The following is a 26,638-nucleotide window of genomic DNA, read 5'->3' as shown; positions in this document are numbered from 1 at the left end:
ACTCCTTACCATCACCCATTTGTGTCATATGACACTTGAAGTACACAATCTGCCAGACTTATCCCACAAAACAATGAGAATCATCTCTCTGTGCTCTGACGGGCGCCTGGCATTTGCGATTCTTAATAACTGCTATGCCCAGAAGCGGGACCTGTTACCAGGTCTTGCCAATGTTAAACTGGAACTGTTCGGACTTGTCGCCTTCGTATTTCTTGATCGGGTTGGCATAAGAGAACACCAACGGACCCAAAGGTGACATCCACTGCAAGGCGATACCGGCAGAAACGCGGATATTGCTCGCTTTACTGTAGTCCGGAATATCGTACATGCTGGTCTGAGCGTCATTCTTCCAGTTGGTATCCCACACGGTACCCGCATCCATGAACAAGGAAGTACGCACCGAGTTGGCGTATTTCTCGCTGATAAATGGTGTTGGTGTGATCAGCTCCATACTGGCGACGGCCATGGCGTTGCCGCCCACCGCATCGTCAGAACTACACACAGCGGCACCATTGGCACAGCCATACGAATTGGAGTTGTAGTACGCCGCTTTCGGACCAATGGTGTTGGAACCGAAACCACGCACGGTGCTCGAGCCGCCGGCGTAGAAGTTCTCGTAGAACGGCATTTCTTTGCCGCCCAGACCATCGGCATAACCCAGACGGCCACGACCCAACAGTACCCAGGTGCGATCGTCGTTGATTGGGACGTATTGCACGCTGTCCAGCGTCATTTTGTAGTATTCGTTATCCGACCCCGGAATGGTGACTTTACCATTCAGCGTTGTGCGGTTACCCGAGGTTGGGAAATAACCCCGGTCAAGGTTGTTATAGGTCCAACCCAGGTTCAGCGTGAAGTCATCGGCAGAATAACTGGCCCGATCGGTCTTGTTCGGATCCAGACCCATCGAGTCCAGATAACGCCACATGGCAACCTGAGGCTGCATGTTAGACAAGCCGTTATGCACGTAACCCAAGCCGGTGCGCAACGAGTTGTTTTCGTTGATCGGGAAGCCCAGGGTGCCGTCGATACCGTAACTCTTGTTGGTATAGTCGGACAGGTCCGCGTCATCGGCTTTAAAGTCGTTGTAGAAGATACGGCCACCCAAACTCACACCGTCAACGGTGAAGTACGGGTTGGTTACCGACAGCTCGGTGTAAGTCTGGTAGTCGTTCTTGGTCCCGCTGATGCCGACGGAATAGCCGGTCCCCAGCCAGTTGTCCTGCTGAACGCCCGCCTGGAAGCTCACGCCGCTCTCGGTGCCGTAGCCGACACCGAAGTTGAAGGTACCGGTGTTACGCTCTTTCACCTTGTAGGTGACGTCAACCTGATCCGCAGTACCCGGAACGCGCTGGGTTTCCACATCTACCGTTTCAAAATAGCCCAAACGGTTCAGACGTTCTTTACCCTGCTCGACCTGAGCGTTGCCCAGCCACGCACCTTCCATCTGACGCATTTCACGGCGCAGTACGGAATCTTTACTGGTGTCGTTGCCTTCAAACTTAATGCGACGCACATAGAAACGGTTGCCCGCATCAATGTTCACATGCAACTTCACGGTTTTATCCGCGTCGTTGATTTCAGGCTGGGTAGAAACACGCGGGTAAGCGTAACCATAACGGCCCAACATCGTTTTGACGTTGTCTTCCATCTTGGTCACTTTACTACCGTTATACAGCTCACCTGGCTCAATCTTGGTCAACTGGGCAACTTCCGCCGAGTGGCCGGCCAGATTGCCGTTCACCACCACGTCGGTGAGCTTGTACTGCTCGCCTTCAGTGATATTGACGGTGATGTAAATGCCTTTTTTGTCCGGCGTCAGGCTGACCTGAGTCGAATCAATATTGAAGCGTGCGTAGCCGCGGTCCAGATAGAAACTGCGCAGGGTTTCGAGGTCACCCGCCAGCTTTTGCTTCTGGTATTTGCGATCGCCAACCACGTTCCACCACGGCACTTCATCACGCAGTTGGAAGCGTGAAATCAGTTCATCGTTGGTGAAGGCATGATTGCCGACAATGTTGATTTGTTGAATCTTGGCGGAAACCCCTTCCGTGAACACCAGTTTCAGGTCGACACGGTTACGCGGCAGCGGCGTGACAACGGCTTTCACCGAGGCACTGTATTTACCGACGCTGTAGTAGAAGTCTTCCAGCCCTTTTTCAATGCTGGATATGGTGGTGCGATCGAGCGCTTCGCCAACCCGAACGCCAGAGGCCTCCAGGTTTTGCTTGAGCATGTCATCTTTCACCGACTTGTTGCCGGAGAAAGTGATGCTGGCAATGGTAGGGCGTTCCTTAACCTGAACAATCAGCGTAGTACCATCGCGCAGCACGCGAACGTCCTCGAAGTTGCCAGTGGCAAACAAGGCACGGATGGTATTACTGATATCATCGTCAGTGACGGTATCGCCTACGCGAACCGGCATGTTGAGTAACGCCGCACCGACGGCGACTCGCTGCAGGCCTTCGAAATGAATATCCTTCACTACGAACCCGTCTGCACCGTATACGGTGGCGCTGCCAAACAGCAGCGACGCTATGAGCAACTTTTTCATCGCCATCGTTGTTATGCGTTCTTCCTAACCTATCCCCGCCCCTAAAGACGAGAAAAATCATTGAAAAGTGCAAGACCCATTAAAAGCACCAACACGATCGAACCTATGCGGTAACTGTAGTCCTGTACTCGCTCGGAAACCGGCCCACCCTTCAGCTTTTCTATCGCCAGGAAGAGGAGATGCCCACCATCTAACACCGGTAATGGGAACAGGTTGATGATACCCAGGTTGACACTGATCAACGCCAGGAACATCAGATAATACACAAACCCGACCCCAGCTGACGCCCCTGCTCCCTGTGCAATCGAAATCGGGCCACTCAGGTTGTTCAGCTTTACATCACCGGTTATTAATTTACCCAGCATTTTGACCGTAAGGCTCATAAGCTGCCAGGTCTTGTCCCCAGCCTGATACAGCGCCGGGAAAGGTCCATACTGGCGAATCGTCTTATATTCGTCCGGCAGCGGCAGCACTTTCGGAATGATGCCTGCAAAACCCACTGATTTGTCTTTTCCCACCGGCTTTGTATCCGGTATCAGCGTCAAAGACAAGGGGGCGCCGTTTCTTTCGATCTCTAAAACCAGCGGTTGCCCAGGGCCGTTATGGATCCGTTTAACCAACGTTTGCCAACGACCCAATAGCTGACCATCGACTTTAACGATCCTGTCCCCCGCTTGTAAACCTGCCTTTTGCGCTGCCGAGTTCGGCTGCACTTCGGCAAGGACAGATTCTATCTGTGGGCCGCGAGGAATAATACCCAGCGCCACCACGGGATCCTGTTTGTCCGGCTCAAAATTCCACTGGCGCAAATCCAGGGTTTTCGTCACCACCCGAGAAGTGCCAAACGGCGCGATACCCACTTCGGTTTCTGCGTCGCCAATCTTCGCCACCAGCGCCAGACGAACTGATTCCCAATCAGGCGTTTCGATGCCATCTACGGACTTAAGTTCCATTCCTGGCGAAATTTCAGCGTTGGCCGCAATCGATTGGGGCGCGATTTCACCGATTACCGGACGGAAGCTGGGAACGCCGATAATGAAGACCAGCCAGTAAGCAAGGATAGCAAACAGGAAATTGGCGATAGGACCGGCACTGATGATAGCGGCACGCTGCCAAACGGTTTTGTTGTTAAACGCCTGATGACGGAGTTCCGGTGCAACCGAATCAACCCGCTCATCGAGCATCTTCACATAACCGCCAAGCGGGATCAGGGCGATGACATATTCCGTGCCCTGACGGTCGGTGCGGCGCCATAAAGCGCGGCCAAAACCGATGGAGAAGCGTTCTACACGGACGCCGCAGCGACGGGCGACCCAAAAGTGCCCGAACTCGTGCACGGTGATTAAAACACCGAGCGCAACAAGAAATGCGACTAAGTTCCAGAGCACGCTAACCATAATCCCTTCACTCCCCGCCATTGACGGATTAAAACACTAACAGCATCAGGCAGGCAAATACAGGCACTGCTGCGGTCAGGCTATCGATACGATCCAGTATACCGCCATGACCCGGTATCAAATGACCACTGTCTTTGATACCCGCTTCGCGTTTGAACATGCTCTCGGTAAGATCGCCCAGCACTGAAGCCAGCACGGCAATCACCGAACAAATCAGTAAGGTCGTCGGCACCACATTCAGTGGAGCGTACCGACCAAACAGCCAGGATATCAGGGCTGAAGTAATCAGGCCACCAATCAGCCCTTCCCAGGTTTTCCCCGGAGAAACTTTCGGCGCCAGCTTGTGCTTGCCAAACAGTTTGCCGAACATGTAGGCGCCGGAATCCGCACCCCAAACCAGTAACATCACATACAGCAGCCACCAGGCGCCGGTGAAGTGGTTCTGTTCATAGCCGAACTGGCGCAGCGACAGCATGCCCCAGAAAAACGGCACTATGGTCAGCAGACCGAAAACCAGACGTATCGGGCGTGAGTTACGCCACAGTGCAGCCGAGCCGGGATAAAACAGCACCAGCAACAGCGCTACCAGCCACCAGGCCAGCGACAACCACAACGGACCGCCGACCTGAAGCAAATGGACCGACTGGTGATAGGCCGGAATGCTGAGCAGCATCAACGCCAGCAGGAAGCCGCACAGTATCGCCAACCAGATGCGCTGCGAGCGGGAGGTAAAGCCGGCCAGTTGGCCCCACTCCCAGGCCGCTAACATGCACACCACGAGTGTTACCAGGGCAAAACCCACCGGCGGCAGCAAAAACAGCGCCGCGATAACAATCGGAATTAAAATCAGAGCAGTTATGAGGCGATACTTCAGCAAAAGTTCCCCCTAGGACGCATCGGCGCCGATAGGTGTTGTTCCCCCGAAGCGACGCTCGCGTTGTGCAAATGCATTCAGCGCACCTTCAAAGACAAGTTCATCAAAATCAGGCCAGAGTACATCAGTAAAGTAAAGTTCGGCGTAAGCAATTTGCCACAGCAAGAAGTTACTGATGCGGTGTTCTCCACCGGTGCGGATCACCAGATCCACCGGCGACAGATCGTTCATACAGACCCGCTCACCCAGTAATTCTTCGCTAATTTGATCCGGACGCAGTGAACCGTCCTTCACCTGCTCAGCCAGTTCCCTTACTCCCTGAATAATATCCCAACGGCCGCCATAGTTGGCAGCGATGTTGAGCGTCAGGCCATCGTTATTTTCTGTCAGTTGCTCAGAGCGACGGATCCGCTCCTGCAAGCGCACGCTGAAACGGCTAATGTCGCCGATCACTCGCAATCTGACGTTATGTTTATGCAGGCTTTTTACTTCACTGTCCAAGGCGCGGACAAAAAGCTCCATTAGGGCGGAGACTTCCTGCACCGGACGGTTCCAGTTCTCGCTGCTGAAGGCATAAAGCGTGAGTGCATCCAAATGGTTGTTGGCGGCAAAACTGACCGCACGACGTACCGATTTCACCCCTGCTTTATGACCGAAGACACGTAACTTACCCTGACGTTTAGCCCAGCGCCCATTGCCGTCCATAATAATGGCGACATGCCGTGGCCCCAGAGTGGACAGATTAGCCTCTTGTTGATTTGCGGACGACATAACTCGTACTTATTTCCTCAATAGAAATACAACTGCCTTTCCGGAACATCAGGCCCTTACGCGCAAAAAAAGCCGTGTGCCCGACACGGCTTTTCAGTCTGCCCTGCGACAGCCGGTAATCTGCGCTGCGCTACCGGCTTTCGAGATGTCAATCAGGCCATAATTCAACGGTATAACCGCTGAAAGGTGGCGCAGACTATACCACCTCAGCAAGGCCTGAACAAACGGCCCCACTGCGGCACGCGTAATTTGCGAACAAAATAGGATAATTGCCGGTATCAGTTACACAGTGATTTAACCAATCCAACCGCAACCTCACGCGCCTGACGATCTATTTCTAAGACCGCATCAATGCAGGACGGTTCCTGCAGTGACAGCCGTTCGACGACTTTTTGGTTCACTGTCGCAATATCGGTAAAGCGAATCTGTTCCTGCAGGAAAGCTGCCACAGCCACTTCGTTGGCCGCGTTCAGCGCGGTCGTTGCCGCCTGGCCCGCATCGAAGGCCTCAATCGCCAGATACAGGCAGGGATAACGTTCCCGCTCAGGTTCGGCAAAGGTCAGCGACCCGATACGGCAGAAATCCAGCGCTTCCACACCAGAATTGACCCTCTGCGGGTAAGCCATCGCATGGGCGATCGGCGTACGCATATCCGGAGTGCCCAATTGGGCCAACACGCTGCCATCGGTGTAACGCACCATCGAGTGGATCACCGACTGCGGATGCAGAATCACTTCCATTTGTTCGGCCGAGGCGTTAAACAGCCAGCGGGCCTCGATATATTCCAGTCCTTTGTTCATCATGGTAGCGGAGTCTACCGAGATCTTGCGCCCCATCGACCAATTTGGATGGGCACAGGCCTGATCCGGCGTCATCGTGACAAACTGCTCCAGCGGCGTGGTACGGAACGGGCCGCCGGAACCGGTAAGCACAATGCGCGACACACCATGACTTTCTAATGAAGAGTATCCCAACTGACGCTGAATGCTCTCAGGCAAACTCTGAAAAATGGCATTATGTTCGCTGTCGAGTGGCAGTAATTGCGTCTTGCTCTGCTGTACCGCGTCCATAAACAGGCGTCCACAGGTCACCAGCGACTCTTTGTTCGCCAGCAGTACCTGCTTGCCGGCACGGATGGCCGCCAGCGTAGGCAGTAGCCCGGCAGCGCCAACAATGGCTGCCGTAACCTGGTCGACGTCGTCCAGTGCCGCCAACTCACAGGCGGCCTGCTCGCCCGCCATGACCTCGGTGGCAATACCGTTTTCCGCCAGCAGAGTACGCAGTTCACGCGCAGCGCCTTCGTCCGCCATCGCGGCATACGCCGGGCGAAACTCTATGCACTGTTGCGCCATGACCGCGACATTGCGGCCGGCAACCAGCGCTTTAATCGCAAAAAGGTCGGGATTTGCCCTGACCACGGCCAGGGTACTGGTCCCCACTGAGCCGGTGGAGCCAAGAATAGTCAGTTGCTTCATGAGCTCACTCTGAATAACTGTCTGATGAGATCGGAGGTGTTCCAGTGTGTAACCTTGGCCACCGCTTGTCCATGATCAATCAGTACGATGAAACGGGATCTGCGCCACAAAAAACAAAGCGCCGCCCAGGCGACGCTTTTTTTCTGCGCGATGCTGATTAGAAATCCATCAGCTCTTTTTCTTTATCCGCCAAAGCGGCATCCAGAAGTTTGATATAGGCATCGGTCAGTTTCTGAACGTCGTCCTGTGAACGACGATCTTCATCTTCGCTGATTTCTTTGTCTTTCAGCAGCGCTTTAACTTTGTCGTTGGCATCACGGCGCACGTTACGAACCGCCACACGGCCCTGCTCTGCTTCGTTACGGACGACTTTGATCAGATCTTTACGACGTTCTTCAGTCAGCGGAGGCAGTGGAACACGGATCACGCTGCCGGCTGAGCTTGGATTCAGGCCGAGGTCTGAGGACATGATGGCTTTTTCTACCGCTGAACCCAGGGAGCGATCAAACAGGTTGATTGCCAGGGTGCGGGAGTCTTCAACGGTCACGCTGGCCAATTGACGCAGTGGCGTGGCGGAACCGTAGTACTCAACCATAATGCCGTCCAGGATGCTTGGAGAAGCACGGCCGGTACGAATTTTGCTGATTTGGGTTTTGAATGCTTCTACGCTTTTTTCCATGCGTGAATCAGCATCTTTTCTAATTTCATTAATCACGTTGCGAACCCTTGAAAGCTGGATACTTGGCAGGCCATACCACAGTATAGCCCGTGAATTTTACTCAAGGAGAGCATGCGACGTCTGGCGTTGCCCGCTCCCGCTAAATTTGGCAGAACAGCTTTATTTGCCGATCAGCGTGCCTTCGTTTTCACCCATTACCACCCGGCGCAGTGCACCTGGCTTGTTCATGTTGAATACGCGGATTGGCAGACCGTGATCGCGGGCCAGCGTAAATGCCGCCAGGTCCATCACTTTCAGCTCGCGCTCCAGCACGTCCTGATAGGTAATATGTTCGTACAGTGTGGCATCCGGATTTTTAACCGGGTCAGCGGAGTATACACCATCCACTTTAGTTGCTTTCAATACCACATCCGCTTCGATCTCGATCCCGCGCAGGCACGCAGCAGAATCGGTGGTGAAGAACGGATTGCCGGTACCGGCGGCAAAGATCACTACGCGGTTATTGCGCAGCAGGCTGATCGCCTCGGCCCAGCTGTAGTTGTCGCACACGCCGTTCAACGGAATTGCCGACATCAGGCGGGCGTTCACATAGGCACGGTGCAGTGCATCACGCATAGCCAGTCCGTTCATCACGGTAGCCAGCATTCCCATGTGGTCGCCCACTACGCGGTTCATGCCGGCTTGTGCCAGGCCCGCGCCGCGGAACAGGTTACCGCCGCCAATAACTACACCGACCTGAATTCCCAGTTCGACCAGCTCTTTCACTTCCTGAGCCATGCGATCCAAAACGCTAGCGTCGATACCAAAACCTTCTGCGCCTTGCAGGGCTTCGCCACTCAGTTTAAGCAGAATACGCTGATATACGGGTTTTGCATTGGTTGCCATGGTGATCTGTCCTAAGAAGCAGTATTAGTATTGGGGATTTCAGCCGATGAAACGCGCCTGTGCTGTGTATCATGCCACAGGGCTTGCCACCGGTGTAATTCTGGCTGGATAAAATGGAACCACCAGACGGCGGCTCCATTAACAGTCATTAAGACTGCTTGCTCATTGCTGCAACTTCAGCAGCAAAGTCGTTCTCAACTTTAGCGATGCCTTCGCCCACTTCGAAGCGGATGAAGTTAACCACGTCAGCGTTATGCTCTTTCAGCACTTGGCCAACGGTTTTGCTTGGTTCGATAACGAAAGGCTGACCGGTCAGAGAAACTTCGCCGGTGAATTTCTTCATGCGGCCTTCAACCATTTTCTCTGCGATTTCTTTCGGCTTGCCAGACTGCATGGCGATGTCCAACTGAACCTGGTACTCTTTTTCTACCACTTCAGCAGACACATCTTCAGGCTTAACGAATTCAGGCTTGCTTGCCGCAACGTGCATGGCAATTTGCTTAACCAGCTCTTCGCTAGCGCCTGTAGCGGCGATCAGAACGCCGATACGCGCACCGTGCAAGTAGCTACCCAACACTTCGCCTTCCAGGGAAGCAACGCGACGGATGTTGATGTTCTCACCGATTTTCGCAACCAGCGCTACACGTTCTTCTTCGAACTGTGCTTTCAACACTTCAACATCAGTGATTTTGCCGGCAAAAGCAGCATCCAGCACTTTGTCAGCGAATGCCTGGAAACCAGCATCTTTAGCTACGAAGTCAGTCTGGCAGTTAACTTCCAGAATCAGACCGTAGTTGCCTTCAATCTTGGTTTTGATCACGCCGTCAGCAGCTACGTTGCCTGCTTTTTTCGCCGCTTTGATCGCACCAGATTTACGCATGTTTTCGATTGCCAGCTCGATGTCGCCGTTAGACTCAACCAGAGCTTTTTTACAATCCATCATGCCAGCGCCAGTACGCTCACGCAGTTCTTTTACCAGAGCAGCGGTAATATCAGCCATTTCTTTTTCCTCGGTTATCTCGCGTGGAGACAGTCTCATTCAGATAAGCAAAGGGGGCCTATAAAGGCCCCCCTAACCAACATATTCAATACCTGGTTAATAAGGGCTCAGTGACGAGCTTGCCTTATTATTCAGCTTCTACGAAGCTTTCTTCCGCTTGAACGGCCAGATCTTGAGAACGACCTTCACGGACGGCGGCAGCAACGGCAGTCAGGTACAATTTGATTGCACGGATTGCATCGTCGTTACCAGGGATGATGAAGTCAACGCCGTCTGGATCGGAGTTGGTATCAACGATAGAGAATACCGGGATACCCAGGTTGTTGGCTTCTTTGATCGCGATGTGTTCGTGATCAGCATCGATGACGAACAGTGCGTCAGGCAGACCACCCATGTCCTTGATACCACCCAGGGAGTTTTCCAGCTTGGCCAGTTCGCGAGTACGCATCAGCGCCTCTTTCTTGGTCAGCTTGTCAAAGGTGCCATCTTGAGACTGGATTTCCAGATCTTTCAAACGCTTGATTGACTGACGAACGGTTTTCCAGTTAGTCAGCATGCCGCCCAACCAGCGATGGTTCACGAAGAACTGGTCGCAGGTGTTAGCATATTCTTTTACCGCTTCGCTTGCTGCGCGCTTAGTACCAACGAACAGGATCTTACCTTTACGGGAAGAGATCTTGGTCAGTTCAGCCAGTGCTGCGTTGGCCATTGGTACAGTTTTTTCCAGGTTGATGATGTGAACCTTGTTACGTGCGCCGAAGATGAAAGGCTTCATTTTCGGGTTCCAGTAACGGGTTTGGTGACCAAAGTGTACACCGGCCTGGAGCATGTCGCGCATGGAAACAGTTGCCATGATTAAACCTCTATAGAGTTAGTTGGGGTTATGCCTCCACGTATCCCATAACGCCGACCCTGGCGGTGATAAATCACCTCAGGGCACCCCGGCGGATGTGCCGATACGTGTGTGTTATTTACACAAAGTGAGTGCAGTTAAAGTATTTTCGGCTTTTTCCGTCATTATCACAAGGACGAAGAGCGGATCTGCCGGCGCGCTTTATACCATAAACCCGCCCCCGACACCAACTTTTGTTACCAACCAAAGTCCGGCGAGAAATCAAATTTGGCAGCCTCAGGCCGGGCTGATACCATAAGAGACTGCTTCTTATTTCTTTCTGTTGTCGGCGAGCACGACACCTGCGGACGAATTTCATGGCAATTTCAATTAAAACACCTGATGACATCCAAAAAATGCGCGTGGCCGGCCGATTGGCTGCCGAAGTGCTGGAAATCATTGAGCCGCACGTCAAACCTGGCGTAACGACCGGCGAACTGGATCGTATCTGTCACGATCACATTACTAACCAGCAGCAGGCCATTTCTGCCTGTCTGGGCTACCACGGCTTCCCGAAATCCGTGTGTATCTCGGTGAACGAAGTGGTATGCCACGGCATCCCAAGCGATGACAAAGTCCTGAAAGACGGCGACATCGTTAATATCGACGTCACCGTGATCAAAGACGGTTTCCACGGCGATACCTCTAAAATGTTCATCGCCGGCAAACCGACTATTCTGGGCGAGCGCCTGTGCCGCATCACTCAGGAAAGCCTGTATCTGTCACTGAAAATGGTGAAGCCGGGCATCCGTTTGCGGACCCTAGGTAAAGAGATCCAGAAATTCGTCGAAGCCGAGAATTTTTCGGTGGTGCGCGAGTACTGCGGCCACGGCATTGGCGAAGTGTTCCACGAGGAACCACAGGTACTGCACTATGACGCTGACGACGGTGGCGTGGTGTTGCAAGCCGGTATGGCCTTCACTATCGAGCCGATGGTCAACGCCGGTGATTACCGCATCCGCACCATGAAAGATGGCTGGACGGTAAAAACTAAGGATCGCAGCTTGTCGGCGCAGTATGAGCATACTATTGTGGTCACAGATAACGGCTGCGAGATAATGACGTTGCGCAAGGATGACACCATCCCCAACATCATTACGCACGAGATGTAAGCGCCGCGGCGTTTTGCCGCGATGCATGATGTCACAGGCCGGCTTTTGCCGGCCTTTTTTATGGGCTGCGTATTATGTCTGAAAACTTTCGCCAACAAGACACCTCGGTCATTGTGCAACAGGCCGTGCCGGAGCAGCCTGAATATCCCAACGCCTATGGCGATGAGGAGATCAACTGCATCGCGCTAAAACAGCGCCTTGAACAGTTCCAACTGTGGCTGGCGGCGGCATTCAACGCCGGCTCCAGCGCCGAAAGCCTGGTAGCCGCCCGCAGCGACTTTATCGACCGCCTGCTGCGCCGTCTGTGGATCTACCATGGCTTTGAGGATATCCCGGAAACCGCGCTGGTTGCCGTCGGTGGCTATGGCCGTGGCGAGCTACACCCGCTCTCGGACATTGACGTGCTGGTGCTCAGCCAGCGCCGCCTGAATGAACAACAATCCCAACGCGTGGGGGAATTTATCACCCTGCTGTGGGATCTGAAGCTGGAAGTGGGCCACAGCGTGCGAACGCTGGAAGAATGCCTGCTGGAAGGCCTGGCGGACCTGACCGTCGCCACCAACCTGATTGAGTCGCGGATGATCTGCGGCGATGTCGCGCTGTTCCTGCAAATGCAAAAACATATTTTCAGCGATGGTTTCTGGCCCTCGCCGCAATTTTTCCACGCCAAGGTGGTTGAGCAACAGGAACGCCATCAGCGATACCACGGCACCAGCTACAACCTGGAGCCGGATATCAAGAGCAGCCCCGGCGGCCTGCGCGATATTCACACGCTGCTGTGGGTGGCGCGTCGTCATTTTGGCGCTACCTCGCTGGACGAAATGGTCGGTTTCGGCTTTCTCACCCAGGCTGAACGCAACGAACTGAACGAATGCCAGAGCTTCCTGTGGCGTATCCGTTTCGCACTGCACCTGGTGTTACCACGCTACGACAACCGCCTGCTGTTCGATCGCCAGCTCAACGTGGCACAGTTGCTGCGTTATGAGGGGGAAGGCAACGAACCGGTTGAACGCATGATGAAGGATTTTTATCGCATGACGCGCCGCGTCGGTGAATTGAATCACATGCTGCTGCAGTTGTTCGACGAGGCCATTCTGGCGCTGGATGCCACGGAAAAACCGCGGCCGTTGAACGATGATTTCCAACTGCGCGGTGATTTGATCGATCTGCGTGACGAGACGCTGTTCATCCGTCAGCCAGAAGCCATCATGCGGATGTTCTACCTGATGGTGCGCAACCGTGAAATCAAAGGTATTTATTCCACCACCGTGCGCCAACTGCGCCACGCCCGTCGCCATCTGAAGCAGCCGCTGTGCACTATTCCGGAAGCGCGCGAGCTGTTTATGGCCATTCTGCGCCACCCAGGCGCGGTCTCTCGGGCATTGGTGCCGATGCATCGCCACAGCGTACTGTGGGCCTATATGCCACAGTGGGGCAAGATCGTCGGGCAAATGCAGTTCGACCTGTTCCATGCCTACACCGTCGACGAACACACCGTTCGCGTCCTGCAGAAGCTGGAAAGCTTTGCCGATGCCGAAACGCGACCGCGTCATCCACTGTGTGTCGAGCTGTATCCCCGCCTGCCGAATCCGGAACTGCTGCTGCTGGCCGCCCTGTTCCACGATATCGCCAAAGGGCGCGGTGGCGACCACTCGATCCTCGGCGCGGAAGATGCACTGGAGTTCGCAGCACTGCATGGTTTGAACTCCCGCGAAGCCCAACTGGTCGCCTGGCTGGTGCGCTGTCATCTGCTGATGTCGGTGACCGCCCAACGCCGCGATATCCAGGATCCGACCGTTATTCAGCAATTCAGTGCCGAAGTGCAGAGCGAGACTCGCCTGCGTTATCTGGTCTGCCTGACGGTGGCAGATATCTGCGCCACCAACGAAACCTTGTGGAACAGTTGGAAGCAGAGCCTGTTGCGTGAACTGTACTTCGCCACCGAAAAACAGCTGCGCCGCGGCATGCAAAATAGCCCGGACCTGCGCGAACGCGTGCGTCATCATCGCCTGCAGGCGTTGGCACTACTGCGCATGGACAATATCGACGAAGAAGCGTTGCACCGCATCTGGAGCCGCTGCCGCGCCGATTACTTCCTGCGCCACTCGCCCAATCAGCTGGCCTGGCACGCCCGTCATTTGCTGGCCCATGACTCCACCAAACCGCTGGTGCTGGTCAGCCGACAGGCAACGCGCGGTGGCACCGAAATTTTCATCTGGAGCCCGGACCGCCCGTACCTGTTTGCCGCCGTGGCCGGCGAGATGGATCGCCGCAACCTGAGCGTACATGACGCGCAGATCTTCACTAACCGCGACGGCATGGCGATGGATACCTTTATCGTGCTGGAACCGGACGGCAGCCCGCTGGCTCAGGATCGTCACACGGCGATCCGCCACGCGCTGGTGCAGGCCATTACCCAACGGGAGTATCAGCCGCCGCGCGTGCGCAGGCCGTCTTCCAAGCTGCGCCATTTCAGCGTGCCGACCGAAGTCAGCTTCCTGCCGACCCATACCGACCGCCGCAGCTATCTGGAACTGACCGCACTTGACCAACCTGGCCTGCTGGCCCGGGTGGGTGAAGTGTTCGCCGATCTGGACCTGTCGCTGCATGGCGCACGCATCTCCACTATCGGCGAGCGGGTTGAGGATTTATTTATTCTGGCCGACAGCGATCGACGCGCCCTTAACCCGGAAACGCGCAGAAAGTTGGAACAACGGTTGACAGAGGCCCTCAATCCAAACGATAAAATGTGATACAAGTAACCTTTTCGTAGACAACATCAGGACAGAGAACAGCATGCAGCAATTACAAAACGTTATTGAAAACGCCTTCGAACGCCGTGCGGAAATCACCCCGGCGAACGCAGACACCGTAACGCGCGAAGCGGTAAACCAGGTGATCGGCCTGCTGGACAGCGGCGCCCTGCGCGTTGCCGAGAAAATTGACGGTCAGTGGGTAACGCATCAGTGGCTGAAAAAGGCCGTGCTGCTTTCTTTCCGCATCAATGACAACAAAGTGATGGACGGTGCCGAAACCCGTTATTACGACAAGGTGCCGATGAAGTTCGCTGATTACGACGAAGCGCGCTTCCAGAAGGAAGGCTTCCGCGTAGTGCCACCAGCCACCGTACGCCAGGGTGCGTTCATCGCCCGCAATACCGTGCTGATGCCATCCTATGTGAACATCGGTGCCTACGTTGACGAAGGCAGCATGGTGGATACCTGGGCCACCGTCGGCTCTTGTGCGCAAATCGGTAAAAACGTTCACCTGTCCGGCGGCGTCGGCATCGGTGGCGTACTGGAGCCACTGCAGGCCAACCCGACCATCATTGAAGACAACTGCTTTATCGGCGCACGTTCAGAAGTGGTTGAAGGCGTGATCGTGGAAGAAGGTTCAGTGATCTCCATGGGTGTATACCTGGGCCAGAGCACCCGCATTTACGACCGTGAAACCGGCGAAGTGCACTACGGCCGCGTGCCGGCCGGTTCGGTGGTGGTTTCCGGTAACCTGCCGTCCAAAGATGGCTCTTACAGCCTGTATTGCGCAGTCATCGTCAAGAAAGTCGATGCCAAGACGCGCGGTAAAGTCGGCATTAATGAGTTATTACGCACCATCGACTAAAATAGACATGGCGGGTTAATCACCCGCCATTTTTTTATCTTCATTACGTGAGCAGTCACAGTCTCTGGCGCGGTTATTCGCCATAATCCCAGACCGTGGAATATAGTCTATTTATAAGGTGGCGCTATTATGTATGACAACCTGAAAAGCTTAGGAATCAATCAACCGGAAGATGTCGATCGCTATAGCCTGCGTCAGGAGGCCAATAACGACATTCTTAAGATTTATTTCCGCAAGGATAAAGGCGAGTTCTTTGCCAAGAGCGTGAAATTCAAATATCCGCGCCAACGCAAAACGGTAGTGGCGGACAACGCCGGCCAGGGTTACAAAGAAATCCATGAAATTAACCCGAATCTGCGTTACGTCATTGATGAGCTGGATCAGCTATGCCAGCGCGATCAGGTGGAAGTGGATCTGAAGCGCAAAATTCTTGATGACCTGCGTCATCTGGAAGGCGTGGTCTCCCACAAGATTGCCGAGATCGAATCCGATCTGGAAAAACTGACCCGCGGTAAATAAGGGTTCAGCGAACTGATACTACAGATTGTACGGGCGCAGCATACTGCGCCCGTATTCATCGGGGCGAATATATTCGCCCCCTACAGGCGACGGGTAAATCTATTTCAGCAACGTGCCCCATTTCTCGACCCATGGGCAAGAAACCACTTCCGGCTCCGGCTGTTCCATCGCATCGATTTCCAGCACCTCACCCACGCGGGTGGCACCCTGCTCCTGCAACAGTGCATCAAACGCACGCCCGGCACCGCAGAAATTGTCATAGCTGCTGTCACCCAGCGCGATCAACCCATAGCGCAGCTCAGGTTGGTAGCCGATCTGGTCACGGATGGCGTGGAACAGCGGCGCAATGCTGTCCGGCAAATCGCCCTGGCCCGTAGTTGAGGTGATCACCAGCGCATGGTGCTGGCGGTAAAACTGCCAGGCCTCAAGCGTACCCTCTTCAAACAGTTTGACCTCATGGCCCTGCTCGCTGAGGATAGTTTCAGCTTCTTCCGCCACCAATAATGCGTTGCCGTAGACCGTTCCCACGAAGATTCCAACCTGAGCCATTGCCCCTACTCCCTTCAATACCTTTGAAAATGATCAGTTATCCTGACCGCAAGCCGGTGGAAACTCAACCCTGGCAAGCTCAGGGATACTCTCTGTCCAGCCAAACTGTGACATGACGCCCTGCCAGCGTTCATCCCAGCGCGCGGAAAGATGCAGCGGCTCACCGGTTACCGGATGATTCAGTTGCAGGTGACTGGCGTGAAGCATCAGGCGCGGGCAGCCAAAATGCTGGGCCATACCCCGGTTCTGGTTCAGATCGCCGTGTTTACTGTCGCCAATGATCGGATGGCGGATATGTACCATATGGCGGCGTAACTGGTGCTTGCGGCCATTTTCCGGCTTCAGTTCAACCAGGCTGTAGCGCGCACTGTCGTAACGGCCAATCGTCACCGGCATCTCAACCTGTGCCAACGGTCGATAATGAGTGACTGCCGGCTGTGGACCTTTGTCCTTCGAAGCAAACTTGTCGGCGATCTTGTCCAGCTCTTCCGTCAACGGATAGTCGATGGTAGCGCCTTCCAGCACGTAACCACGCACCACTGCATGGTAGGTTTTCTGCATCTGATGCTGTTCAAACTGCTGCGACAGCAGCCGTGCCACCTCGCTGGACAGCGCCATCAACAGCACCCCGGAGGTCGGTCTATCGAGGCGGTGCACGGTATATACGTGCTGGCCAATCTGATCGCGCACGGTCTGCATCACAAACTGGGTTTCATGGCGATCCAGCCAACTGCGGTGTACCAACCACCCAGAAGGCTTGTTCACCGCCACCAAATGCTCATCCTGATAAAGAATCTCAAGCATTATTGCGGCTCTTTATTCAGCATTTGATCCAGGCGCTGCAACAGCACCAACAGCGGCATGCAGTTGGGATCATTATCTTTCAACGCCTCTTCAAAGTAAGGCGTGATAGCAAAACGCGTCGGCAGCGGCGCTCCCGCATCCAGCAACGCGTACATGCGAGGCAGAAAGACCCACTGTAGCCAGGCTTCGGCCGACATGCTGTCTATGCAAAACGGCTCGGGGCTGGCGAAGGCTTCAGGCTCGGGCGGCATAGCTTGCCACAGCGCCAACTCTCGCATTGACTGTTCAATCGCCTGCAAACTATGGCGAACCTGATTTTGTATACTCATCTGCATTCCCGATCTGTTTAAACCATGATATTCAGCGGCACGGCTGAAAGGCGGCAAAGCATAGCATTTTACTTTTTATAGCCCAAATCCAGCTGAATTGATGGCATGGATACATTTGAACTGGTGGCCGGCACGGCCACACGGCACAATAAGTTCACCGAATAAACCACACAGATTAGACAGATGCCCGCAATCACACCGACAAAAAATCACGCCACGCCTGGCAAAGCCATGCTGGCTTCGGTCACCGGCTACGCCATGGACGGCTTTGACCTGCTGATCCTCGGCTTTATGCTGCCAGCCATCAGTATTGAAATGGGGCTAAGCTCCTCCGCCGCCGGTTCACTGGTCACCTGGACGTTGATCGGTGCCGTACTGGGCGGCGTGATTTTCGGCCACCTCAGCGATCGCTTTGGTCGTATCCGGGTGCTGACCATCACTATCCTGATGTTCTCATTGTTTACCGGTCTGTGCGCGTTGGCACAGGGCTACTGGGATTTGCTCGCCTACCGCACACTGGCGGGCATCGGGCTCGGTGGTGAATTTGGTATCGGCATGGCACTGATCGCCGAGGCCTGGCCGGCGGAGAAACGCAATCGCGCCTCGGCCTATGTGGGCATGGGCTGGCAACTTGGCGTGCTGGCGGCCGCCTTCCTCACCCCACTGCTGCTGACGCATATCGGCTGGCGTGGCATGTTCCTGGTCGGGCTGCTGCCGGCGCTGGTGTCATTCCTGATCCGCCGCACCCTGGGTGAGCCAGAAGAGTTTGTCCGCCAGCAAAACAGCGGCCAGCAACTGTCGTTCACCCAACGTGTAAGGCTACTGTTCAAAGACCGGGCCACCAGCAAGGCCAGCATCGGCATTTTTATTTTGTGCTCGGTGCAGAACTTCGGTTATTACGGGCTGATGATTTGGATGCCGACTTACCTGGCAAAAAACTTCGGTTTCTCCCTGACCAAGTCAGGTCTGTGGACTGCGGTCACGGTGATCGGCATGACGTTCGGTATCTGGCTGTTTGGCGTGTTGGCCGATCGCTTCACCCGCTGGAAGATTTTTATCTGCTATCAGATCGGTGCGGTGGTGATGGTGGTTGTCTATGCACAACTCAGCGACCCCACGCTGATGCTGTTTGCCGGCGCGCTGATGGGGTTGTTCGTGAACGGCATGATTGGTGGCTACGGCGCGTTGATTTCCGATACCTATCCGGTTCAGGCACGCGCCACTGCGCAAAACATCCTGTTTAATCTGGGGCGTGGCGTCGGCGGGCTGGGGCCATTGGTGATCGGCGCCCTGGTGACGCAGGTTTCCTTCACTGCGGCTATCAGCCTGCTGGCGGCTATTTATCTGCTGGATATCTACGCCACACTGTTCCTGCTGCCAAAAAAGCAGGGCAATGGCGATACGCTGGGGGCGATTGGTTAACAACTGAGATGAATTTGAGCAGGGGTAAGCATCCTGGATGCTTAAAACTTGACCTCGTATAAAAAGTTGAGGGCACTGCGCTAACAGTGCCCTCGGTTCGTTTTATAGCAGTCCCGCTACACAGTGTGCTCCCTGCTCAATCCTTGAAAACTTTTCCTGCGGCCATCCTGACCAAAACCATCCTAGCTCTATCCTGTAGCATCATCCTGACGCGGTTCCTCAGTCTTCATGACCCGCCAACCATCCTGTGCCGGCTCTCAATCTCCATCCTGGAGGTGTCCCTGGTTTCAATCCTGAAACATCCTGGCATCTCCTGACGCCGTCCTCCGCTCTTCACTGAGCGCATCCACTTCTTCATCCTGAAGCTGCATCATCCTGATGCTTTCCAGCTCCACCGTATCCCTTCCGGTGAACATAAGATCGCTTAATTATCCCGGGTTCACAAGGGCTTACTGGCTGGCTGACAGGAAATTAACGCTAAGAGTTATCCTAAAGAAAATCTAACCAATTGATCTGGATAACAATAAACCCCATGCAAGCCAATGAGAGGGGAAAATTAAAAGCGATCTCTCACAGTCCGTGTGAGAGATCTCGCACACGGATCTCGCTGTAATTGGCCTCAAACACCCAATGTCGGGCGCAATGCATCGAGGAAATTGCCCAACGAAGCCGCCAGCAAAGTGCGTTTATCACTGCCAAACTGCTCCAGCACCACATTGCCACTGACGTTACACAGCGAGACCATGGTCATTTCTGATTCGGTGGTTGCCAGGAACAGCGTCGGCGACAGCTTCAGGCGTTTTTGCGTCACCAGATGGCCGATCAGGTTTTCCTGCAGGCGAATAAAATCGTCCTCGCTCCACACCTGCAACAGGGTCACATAGTGCTCACCGAACTGCGCGCTCATGTCGCCTGCATACTGCTGGGTATAAAACAGGTTGATGTCCGGCTGTAAACGCAGCTCGAGCGCAGTCTCTACCTTTTCCAGCGTCGCCGCCGGGGTAAACGGCTGCGGCAACCACAGCACTTCATCATCGCGATTTTCTACCAGACAAGGCGACGGTACGCCGTACAGATCCTGGCTGGCTGGGGCATGACCACGCTCTTGTTGCCAAAGATCAACATAACGCTGGGTGAATTCACGCAGGGCGTGCGGTACATCATGGTCCATATTTTTTCTCGCATACGGTAAACTGGCGACCATTGTACCTATCTCTCACCAAGGTGACAGCAGATGTCCTCATATCAAGACCACCATGCCCTGTCGGCGCTAACGCTGGGTAAAGCTACCGCGTACCGCGACCATTACGACGCCACGCTGCTGCAGGCGGTGCCGCGCAGTATGAACCGCGAGCCGCTGGGATTATATCCGGACAGCCTGCCATTCCACGGTGCCGATATCTGGACGCTGTATGAACTCTCCTGGCTGAACGATAACGGTCTGCCGCAGGTCGCCGTCGGCGAGATCAGCCTTAATGCCGACAGCATCAACCTGATCGAATCCAAAAGCTTCAAACTTTACCTCAACAGCTTTAACCAAACCCCGTTCAGCGATTGGGAGGCGGTACGCAACACCCTGCAACGCGATCTGTCCGCCTGCGCACAGGGCGAGGTCAGCGTCTCATTGTTCCGCGTCGATCAACTGGAAGGCAGTCCAATCGCCCGGTTAGAGGGTGAATGTATCGATCATCAGGACATCCGCATCGATAACTACGAATTCAATGCCGATTACCTGCAAAATGCCACCGGCTCCCTGCAGGTGGAAGAACGGTTGGTCAGCCATCTGTTAAAGTCCAATTGCCTGATCACCAACCAGCCTGATTGGGGTTCGGTGCAAATTCATTATCGCGGCGCGCAGATCGATCGCGAGGCGCTGCTGCGTTATCTGGTGTCCTTCCGTCATCACAATGAATTCCACGAACAATGTGTCGAACGCATCTTTAACGATTTGCTGCGCTACTGTCAGCCGCAGAGCCTGACGGTGTATGCACGCTACACCCGCCGCGGTGGGTTGGATATCAATCCATGGCGCAGCAACACTGACTTTGTTCCGTCGCATGGCCGTCTGGCGCGCCAATAGTGCGAAGCATTGCTCAACAACTGAGCTAACGAGCGGTTTGTATTGGTAAAAACCAGGGGACGGCGGTAAGGTTAAATCAACAGCGCTCGGCGCTATGCCGGGCATTCCGGCAGGCCAATCCCATAATGATGTTGCCGCCGTGCGCTCACTATAACGAGATGCTGTTCTGCTGCGTATGGATTACTACTGCCCCATTCCGGGTGCAAAGGAGTTACCTTGATTACACACATCAGCCCGCTTGGCTCTATGGATTTGCTGTCGCAGCTGGAAGTAGACATGCTGAAGCGTACCGCCAGCAGCGATCTATACCGTTTGTTCCGCAACTGTTCGCTGGCCGTCCTGAACTCCGGCAGCCAGACCGACAACAGCAAACAGCTGCTGTCGCGCTATGAAACCTTTGATATTAACGTCCTGCGCCGTGAGCGCGGGGTCAAACTTGAACTGGTGAATCCACCGGAAGACGCCTTTGTCGATGGTCGAATCATCCGTTCGCTACAGGCCAACCTGTTTGCCGTGCTGCGCGATATCCTGTTCGTCCACGGACAGATCGACAGCGCCGGTCGTTTCCAGCATCTGAATCTGGAAAATTCGGCCCACATTACCAATCTGGTGTTCTCTATCCTGCGTAACGCCCGTGCACTGCACCTCGATGAAGATCCTAATCTGGTGGTCTGCTGGGGGGGGCACTCGATCAACGAAAACGAATATCTGTACGCACGCAAGGTCGGTAGCCAACTGGGCCTGCGCGAACTGAATATCTGCACCGGCTGTGGGCCTGGCGCCATGGAAGCGCCGATGAAAGGTGCTGCCGTAGGCCATGCGCAACAGCGCTACCACAACAGCCGCTTTATCGGCATGACCGAGCCGTCGATCATCGCCGCCGAGCCGCCAAACCCGTTGGTCAATGAGCTGGTGATCATGCCGGACATTGAAAAACGCCTGGAGGCCTTCGTCCGTATCGCCCACGGTATCATTATCTTCCCAGGCGGTGTCGGCACGGCGGAAGAACTGCTGTATCTGCTGGGGATCCTGATGAACCCGGAGAACAGCGAGCAGGTATTGCCGCTGATCCTCACCGGGCCGAAAGAGAGCGCCAACTACTTCCAGGTGCTGGATGAGTTCATCATGAACACGCTGGGAGACGAAGCGCGCCGTCACTACCGCATTATCATCGACGATCCTGCCGAAGTGGCGCGTCAGATGAAAAAAGCCATGCCGCTGGTGAAAGAAAACCGCCGTAATACCGGTGATGCCTACAGCTTTAACTGGTCTATCCGTATCGCGCCAGACTTGCAGCTGCCGTTTGAGCCAAGCCATGAAAATATGGCGAATCTCAACCTGTATCCGGACCAGCCTGCCGAACAGCTGGCTGCCGCGCTGCGCCGTGCGTTCTCCGGCATCGTCGCCGGTAACGTGAAAGAAAATGGCATTCAGGCCATCGAACAGTTTGGTCCGTACAAGCTGCACGGCGAACCGCAGATGATGAAGCAAATGGACAGTCTGCTGCAGGGCTTTGTCGCCCAGCACCGGATGAAACTACCAGGCACAGCTTATGTGCCCTGCTACGAAATCGTCGCTTAATAAGCCATCCCGGGCGGCCTAATAACCGCCCTTCTTTTTTTCTGATGCCTGACGTTGTTGCCCATGCCTATACACCTACTGATTGTCGACGCCCTCAACCTTATCCGCCGCATACACGCCGTGCAGGGTTCCCCCTGTGTGAATGCTTGCCAGCACGCACTGCAGCAGTTGATCCAGCACAGTCGACCAACGCACGCCGTGGCGGTGTTTGACGAAGATGACCGCAGTGAAAGCTGGCGTCACCAAATTCTGCCCGACTACAAGGCGGGGCGTTCGCCGATGCCGGACAATTTGCAGCAGGAAATGCCGCAGCTGCGGCAGGCGTTTGAAGCGCTCGGCGTTGCCTGTTGGCATTCTCCGGGCAATGAAGCGGACGACCTGGCGGCAACGCTGACCGCCAAGATAGCAGGCGGTGGCCATCAGGTGACGATTGTGTCCACCGACAAAGGCTATTGCCAACTGCTGGCGCCCAGCGTGCAGATCCGCGATTACTTTCAAAAACGCTGGCTGGACATGCCCTTTGTGCAGCAAGAGTTTGGCGTATCGCCACAACAATTGACGGATTACTGGGGGCTGGCGGGAATAAGCAGCAGCAAAATCCCTGGCGTGGCCGGTATTGGACCGAAGACGGCAGTATTGCTGTTACAGCAGGCAGGTTCGCTGGATGGGGTGTATCAAGATTTGGAACAGGTGCCGGAGAAATGGCGCGGTAAACTGCAACAGCACCGCGAGATAGCCTATGTCAGTAAAAGGGTCGCGACCTTGCGAACCGATCTGACGTTAACCGGCAACCTGCAGCAACTGCGGTTACCGGTTTAAATCCGGGCGCTGCACAAGCAACGCCCTATCGATTATTCACGTTCGTCGCGACGCCCCGCCACGGCCGACCACATACGGCGGACGTGGATGGTGACTTCTTCACGATCGTGATACAACTGTTTGGCATGAATTTCTGAGCTGATCCCCGCCGCATCCAACGCTTCCTTGATCGACAGCAGGTTCTGCGAAACCTCTTCATAACGTTTTTTCATCGGCAGTTTCAGGTTGAAGATCGCCTCACGGCACCAGCCTTTCACCAGCCACTGGATCATCAAGCTGGTCACCTTCGCCGGTTTCTCCACCATGTCACACACCAGCCAGTAAATCTTGCTGCTGGAGGGTTCATATTTGAAACCGTCGGCGCGGTGATGCGTCACCTGGCCGGTATCCATCAGGCTCTGCGCCATGGTGCCATTATCCACCGCGTGCACCATCATGCTGCGTTGCACCAGTTGATAGGTCCAGCCACCCGGGCAGGCGCCCAGATCGACCGCATGCATGCCGCTGCCCAAACGTTCTTCCCACTCATCGGCAGGAATGAACACATGAAACGCTTCTTCCAGCTTCAGAGTAGAACGGCTCGGCGCATCGGACGGGAACTTCAGGCGCGGAATGCCCATATAGAACGGGGAGTTGTTGTTGCTGAAGGAGTAACCCACATAGCAGCAACCCGGCGCGATAAAGAATACGTGAACCACTGGACGGGTCTTGTTTTCTCGCGCCATCAACACCTTCTGCTCACGCATCGCCGCGCGCAATGGCACCGTCAGCTTGCGGCAGAACTTCAGCAGCTCTTTGCTTTCGTTGGTGTCCGGCACTTCCACTCGCAGCTCACCGCCACGATCGACCACGCCCATCAACATGCCGACAATCGGTGACACGCGGTCTTCCGGCGGCAAATCACGCAGCAACTCGCCAACCACCAGCATCTGACGGGCAAAAATCAGTTCACGGAACGGAATTTCCCGCGCCAGGCGATCGGCATCATCAGGCTGATAGCATTCGAACAGCACATAACCGCTGTTATCTTTCACTCTGGCAAAACCGAATATTTCCAGCTCGGCTGCCTTGGCGGTAATTTCTGCCGCGCACTCTTTTTCAAAGCCTTGACGGCAATACAACGCAAGTCTATTCATGGCGCTCGGCCTTTTTCCTCAGACGCAAAGCGCCAATCAACATCAATGCCCAACCGATCAGGAAACACACGCCGCCAATCGGCGTGATGTAAACCCAGAACTTCAGGTGTGACAGCGCCAGACAGTACAGACTGCCGCTAAACAGTACGGTGCCGAGCGCCAACAGCGCCCCGCTCCAATAAAACCACAGGCTGACGCGGCGTTGCATTGCCACCGCCAGTGCCAGGATCGCCAAAGTATGGAACCCCTGATAGTCCAGCCCGGTACGGATCCAGACCATCTCGTTGGCACCCAAGGTGCCACTTAATACATGTGCGCCAAACGCGCCCAGAGCAACAAATACAAAGCCGCTGATAGCGGCAAAAATCAGCATTGAACGACTGCTCATCGTTATTTACCTTTATTGAAAAAGCCGGCTGCGACAACACGGCGACCGGCCTTATTGTTCGTAGCGAAAGCGAAACTTTTCTTGTTCGCTGGCTGCCCGTGCCAGGATCCATTGACGAAAGGCGGCTATTTTACCCAGTTCTGCCTGACTGTCATGACATACCAGATAAAAAGCATTTTTACTGACCAATACTTCGTTAAAGGGACAGACCAGCCGCCCGGCTTCGATCTCGGTCTGCGCCATCACATTATTGACCAGCGCGATCCCCTGACCATGCACCGCCGCCTGAACCACCATGGCGCTGTGACTGAAAATCGGCCCCTGTTGCACGTTGATGTGCTGTAACCCCAACTGACGGGTATAGGCCAACCAGTCGCGGCGTGAAGTATCATGCAGTAGCGTGTGATAAGCCAGATCGCTCGTCACTTTTAACGCATGTTCTCCAGTCAGCAGGCTGGGCGAGCACACCGGCAACAGATATTCCGCGTATAAACGTTCGGCTCGCAACCCGGTCCAGTTGCCGCGACCGTAGAAAATAGCCACGTCGACATCATCCGCCAGCTTGTCTTCTTCACGGTCTACCGCCTGGATACGGACATCGATTCCCGGATAAGCTGAGTTAAAGCCTGACAGCCGTGGCACCAACCACTGAATAGCAAAACTTGGGGGCAAACTGACGGTTAATGCCCCCTTGGCACTGCGTGCCTGCAGCTTGCGTGTCGCCTCATTGATAGAGGTGAAGATTTCCTTGATATCCAGGTAATAACTTTGCCCTTCTTCCGTCAGCAACAGCGAGCGGTTACGGCGTCGAAACAGCTTCAGGCCGAGGAAGTCCTCCAGCGACTTGATCTGGTGACTCACCGCGGCCTGGGTGACAAACAGTTCTTCTGCCGCTTTGGTAAAACTCAGGTGACGGGCAGCCGCGTCAAAGACCCGCAGTGCATTAAGAGGTGGTAAGCGTTTAGACATTTATTAGCTACTTTTGTGTAACAATAATCCGAGTGATTCGGCATAAAAAATCAGGCGGCGTTATCTGCCGTGCGATAGGCACCAGACAGCCAAGCGCTACCATTAGTTTTTTTAATCCGAGCCATTATAAATTGTCCGTTGAGCATGCGCCAGTAAATACCTATAGTGGCGGCACTTCCCGGGCCGGAACGAAAAGGGAGTGGGTGTCGAGGACGCCGATGAACTTTTGGCTTGTGGTTGTGATGTTGTGTTTGCAAATTGTCTGGCAATCCAGACGTGGTAGCTAAGCTACTGTTTTTCACTTCCTGTACATTTACCCTGTCTGTCCATAGTGATTTTATGCAGCACCGCAAGCTTTGCGGTGCTTTTTTTTGCCCATTTTTGGCCAGGATTACTGGTCGCTTTCAACCATTTCCTTCACGTCCGAGCGGTTGATCTGCTGCTCAACGCCGTTGGCATCTTTATAGCTGATCATGCCGGTGTCGTTATCCAACGCGGGCTTTCCTTTAGCGACAATGGTGCGTCCATCATTGGTCTGCATCACGTAGTTGCTGGAACAGGCGGCCAGGGTAAACGTTAGCATCAGGGCAGAGATAACTGCGGCTGTTTTCTTCATTGTGGACTCCTTGTAGTTTTAAATGCTGTAAAAACCTTTTATGTTATTTAACGCCATGACTTAGTGCGCACCTAACAGCATAACAAACTTGCCTATAATTTCCAGACGATGAATCCTAATATGCGGGATAGCTTGTCTCTGACGATAAAATAGGACAGGATCAGCC

The 26,638-nt window shown here is 54.5% G+C and carries 25 protein-coding genes; 8 read left to right on the top strand and 17 right to left on the bottom strand.

Annotated elements, in window-relative coordinates; genetic code table 11:
• Nucleotides 1–154: 154 nt before the first annotated feature.
• The 9 genes from bamA to rpsB all read right to left on the bottom strand — a co-directional run bounded on the left by bamA (nt 155) and on the right by rpsB (nt 10,488).
• A complete protein-coding gene (gene bamA / locus BEI65_RS21335; RefSeq protein WP_099065010.1) occupies nt 155–2,560 on the bottom strand; it encodes an outer membrane protein assembly factor BamA in 2,406 nt (801 codons plus the stop codon).
• A 35-nt stretch (nt 2,561–2,595) separates the two neighbouring features.
• Nucleotides 2,596–3,951: a sigma E protease regulator RseP gene (gene rseP, locus BEI65_RS21330; protein ID WP_099065009.1), complete on the bottom strand. Its 1,356-nt coding sequence runs from the start codon at nt 3,949–3,951 to the stop codon at nt 2,596–2,598.
• Between the two features lie 28 nt (nt 3,952–3,979).
• Nucleotides 3,980–4,828, bottom strand: a complete 849-nt coding sequence (gene cdsA, locus BEI65_RS21325) for a phosphatidate cytidylyltransferase (RefSeq protein WP_099065008.1) — start codon at nt 4,826–4,828, stop codon at nt 3,980–3,982.
• Between the two features lie 9 nt (nt 4,829–4,837).
• Nucleotides 4,838–5,596: a (2E,6E)-farnesyl-diphosphate-specific ditrans,polycis-undecaprenyl-diphosphate synthase gene (gene ispU / locus BEI65_RS21320; RefSeq protein WP_099065007.1), complete on the bottom strand. Its 759-nt coding sequence runs from the start codon at nt 5,594–5,596 to the stop codon at nt 4,838–4,840.
• Between the two features lie 278 nt (nt 5,597–5,874).
• Nucleotides 5,875–7,071, bottom strand: coding sequence for a 1-deoxy-D-xylulose-5-phosphate reductoisomerase (gene ispC, locus BEI65_RS21315; protein ID WP_099065006.1), 1,197 nt, complete (start codon nt 7,069–7,071; stop codon nt 5,875–5,877).
• Nucleotides 7,072–7,228: 157 nt separating this feature from the next.
• The gene (gene frr / locus BEI65_RS21310; RefSeq protein WP_085118535.1) at nt 7,229–7,786 is read right to left on the bottom strand and encodes a ribosome recycling factor; all 558 of its coding nucleotides are present in this window, start codon (nt 7,784–7,786) and stop codon (nt 7,229–7,231) included.
• A gap of 123 nt (nt 7,787–7,909) precedes the next feature.
• Nucleotides 7,910–8,635: a UMP kinase gene (gene pyrH / locus BEI65_RS21305; RefSeq protein ID WP_085118537.1), complete on the bottom strand. Its 726-nt coding sequence runs from the start codon at nt 8,633–8,635 to the stop codon at nt 7,910–7,912.
• A gap of 148 nt (nt 8,636–8,783) precedes the next feature.
• Nucleotides 8,784–9,635, bottom strand: coding sequence for a translation elongation factor Ts (gene tsf, locus BEI65_RS21300; RefSeq protein ID WP_085118538.1), 852 nt, complete (start codon nt 9,633–9,635; stop codon nt 8,784–8,786).
• 127 nt (nt 9,636–9,762) lie between these two features.
• Nucleotides 9,763–10,488 carry a 30S ribosomal protein S2 gene (gene rpsB, locus BEI65_RS21295; protein WP_020828365.1) on the bottom strand — a complete coding sequence of 242 codons (726 nt, stop codon included), beginning with the start codon at nt 10,486–10,488 and terminating at the stop codon, nt 9,763–9,765.
• A gap of 356 nt (nt 10,489–10,844) precedes the next feature.
• On the opposite strand from rpsB, the gene map reads away from it, so the two are divergent.
• The 4 genes from map (at nt 10,845) to BEI65_RS21275 (ending at nt 15,779) form a co-directional block, all read left to right on the top strand.
• The gene (gene map, locus BEI65_RS21290) at nt 10,845–11,639 is read left to right on the top strand and encodes a type I methionyl aminopeptidase (RefSeq protein ID WP_012146495.1); all 795 of its coding nucleotides are present in this window, start codon (nt 10,845–10,847) and stop codon (nt 11,637–11,639) included.
• A gap of 74 nt (nt 11,640–11,713) precedes the next feature.
• Nucleotides 11,714–14,392 carry a bifunctional uridylyltransferase/uridylyl-removing protein GlnD gene (gene glnD / locus BEI65_RS21285; protein ID WP_099065005.1) on the top strand — a complete coding sequence of 893 codons (2,679 nt, stop codon included), beginning with the start codon at nt 11,714–11,716 and terminating at the stop codon, nt 14,390–14,392.
• A gap of 43 nt (nt 14,393–14,435) precedes the next feature.
• Complete coding sequence (gene dapD, locus BEI65_RS21280) at nt 14,436–15,260, top strand: 2,3,4,5-tetrahydropyridine-2,6-dicarboxylate N-succinyltransferase (RefSeq protein ID WP_085118544.1); 825 nt, start codon at nt 14,436–14,438, stop codon at nt 15,258–15,260.
• 129 nt (nt 15,261–15,389) lie between these two features.
• Complete coding sequence (locus tag BEI65_RS21275; protein WP_006318690.1) at nt 15,390–15,779, top strand: DUF3461 family protein; 390 nt, start codon at nt 15,390–15,392, stop codon at nt 15,777–15,779.
• Nucleotides 15,780–15,878: 99 nt separating this feature from the next.
• Here BEI65_RS21275 and BEI65_RS21270 read toward each other — a convergent pair whose 3' ends face one another.
• From BEI65_RS21270 to BEI65_RS21260, 3 genes are read right to left on the bottom strand one after another with little or no spacing between them, the layout of a single operon-like run.
• The gene (locus BEI65_RS21270) at nt 15,879–16,328 is read right to left on the bottom strand and encodes a flavodoxin (protein WP_099065004.1); all 450 of its coding nucleotides are present in this window, start codon (nt 16,326–16,328) and stop codon (nt 15,879–15,881) included.
• Nucleotides 16,329–16,361: 33 nt separating this feature from the next.
• A complete protein-coding gene (gene truC, locus BEI65_RS21265; protein ID WP_099065003.1) occupies nt 16,362–17,132 on the bottom strand; it encodes a tRNA pseudouridine(65) synthase TruC in 771 nt (256 codons plus the stop codon).
• The gene (locus BEI65_RS21260) at nt 17,132–17,461 is read right to left on the bottom strand and encodes a YqcC family protein (RefSeq protein ID WP_165366331.1); all 330 of its coding nucleotides are present in this window, start codon (nt 17,459–17,461) and stop codon (nt 17,132–17,134) included. Before BEI65_RS21260 ends, truC begins: the two co-directional genes overlap by 1 nt.
• Nucleotides 17,462–17,644: 183 nt before the next feature.
• Here BEI65_RS21260 and BEI65_RS21255 point away from each other — a divergent pair, with 183 nt between their 5' ends.
• A complete protein-coding gene (locus BEI65_RS21255; protein WP_099065001.1) occupies nt 17,645–18,883 on the top strand; it encodes an MFS transporter in 1,239 nt (412 codons plus the stop codon).
• Nucleotides 18,884–19,502: 619 nt separating this feature from the next.
• Here the strand turns inward: BEI65_RS21255 and syd are convergent.
• Nucleotides 19,503–20,054 carry a SecY-interacting protein gene (syd, locus tag BEI65_RS21250; RefSeq protein WP_085118551.1) on the bottom strand — a complete coding sequence of 184 codons (552 nt, stop codon included), beginning with the start codon at nt 20,052–20,054 and terminating at the stop codon, nt 19,503–19,505.
• Between the two features lie 63 nt (nt 20,055–20,117).
• On the opposite strand from syd, the gene queF reads away from it, so the two are divergent.
• From queF to xni, 3 genes are all read left to right on the top strand, one after another.
• Nucleotides 20,118–20,963 (top strand): NADPH-dependent 7-cyano-7-deazaguanine reductase QueF, encoded by an 846-nt coding sequence (gene queF / locus BEI65_RS21245; protein WP_099065000.1) that lies wholly within the window; start codon nt 20,118–20,120, stop codon nt 20,961–20,963.
• Between the two features lie 216 nt (nt 20,964–21,179).
• Nucleotides 21,180–22,544, top strand: coding sequence for a nucleotide 5'-monophosphate nucleosidase PpnN (gene ppnN / locus BEI65_RS21240; protein ID WP_099064999.1), 1,365 nt, complete (start codon nt 21,180–21,182; stop codon nt 22,542–22,544).
• Nucleotides 22,545–22,607: 63 nt separating this feature from the next.
• Nucleotides 22,608–23,363, top strand: coding sequence for a flap endonuclease Xni (gene xni / locus BEI65_RS21235; RefSeq protein ID WP_099064998.1), 756 nt, complete (start codon nt 22,608–22,610; stop codon nt 23,361–23,363).
• Nucleotides 23,364–23,395: 32 nt separating this feature from the next.
• Here xni and rlmM read toward each other — a convergent pair whose 3' ends face one another.
• The 4 genes from rlmM to BEI65_RS21215 form a co-directional block, all read right to left on the bottom strand.
• Nucleotides 23,396–24,499 (bottom strand): 23S rRNA (cytidine(2498)-2'-O)-methyltransferase RlmM, encoded by a 1,104-nt coding sequence (gene rlmM, locus BEI65_RS21230; RefSeq protein ID WP_099064997.1) that lies wholly within the window; start codon nt 24,497–24,499, stop codon nt 23,396–23,398.
• Nucleotides 24,492–24,887, bottom strand: a complete 396-nt coding sequence (locus tag BEI65_RS21225; protein ID WP_099064996.1) for a DUF423 domain-containing protein — start codon at nt 24,885–24,887, stop codon at nt 24,492–24,494. The genes rlmM and BEI65_RS21225 overlap by 8 nt, the downstream gene beginning before the upstream one ends.
• A 51-nt stretch (nt 24,888–24,938) precedes the next feature.
• Entirely contained in the window at nt 24,939–25,856 is a 918-nt protein-coding gene (locus BEI65_RS21220) for a transcriptional regulator GcvA (RefSeq protein WP_085118561.1), read from the bottom strand.
• A gap of 391 nt (nt 25,857–26,247) precedes the next feature.
• On the bottom strand, nt 26,248–26,472 hold the full coding sequence (locus tag BEI65_RS21215; protein ID WP_085118562.1) for a YgdI/YgdR family lipoprotein: 225 nt from the start codon (nt 26,470–26,472) through the stop codon (nt 26,248–26,250).
• Between the last annotated feature and the right edge of the window lie 166 nt (nt 26,473–26,638).

The organism is Serratia sp. BW106, from assembly GCF_002607755.1.
Classification (GTDB): Bacteria; Pseudomonadota; Gammaproteobacteria; order Enterobacterales; family Enterobacteriaceae; genus Serratia; species Serratia proteamaculans.
Note: the sequence above shows the minus strand (reverse complement) of the source record. Positions and strands in the feature narration are given on the sequence as shown.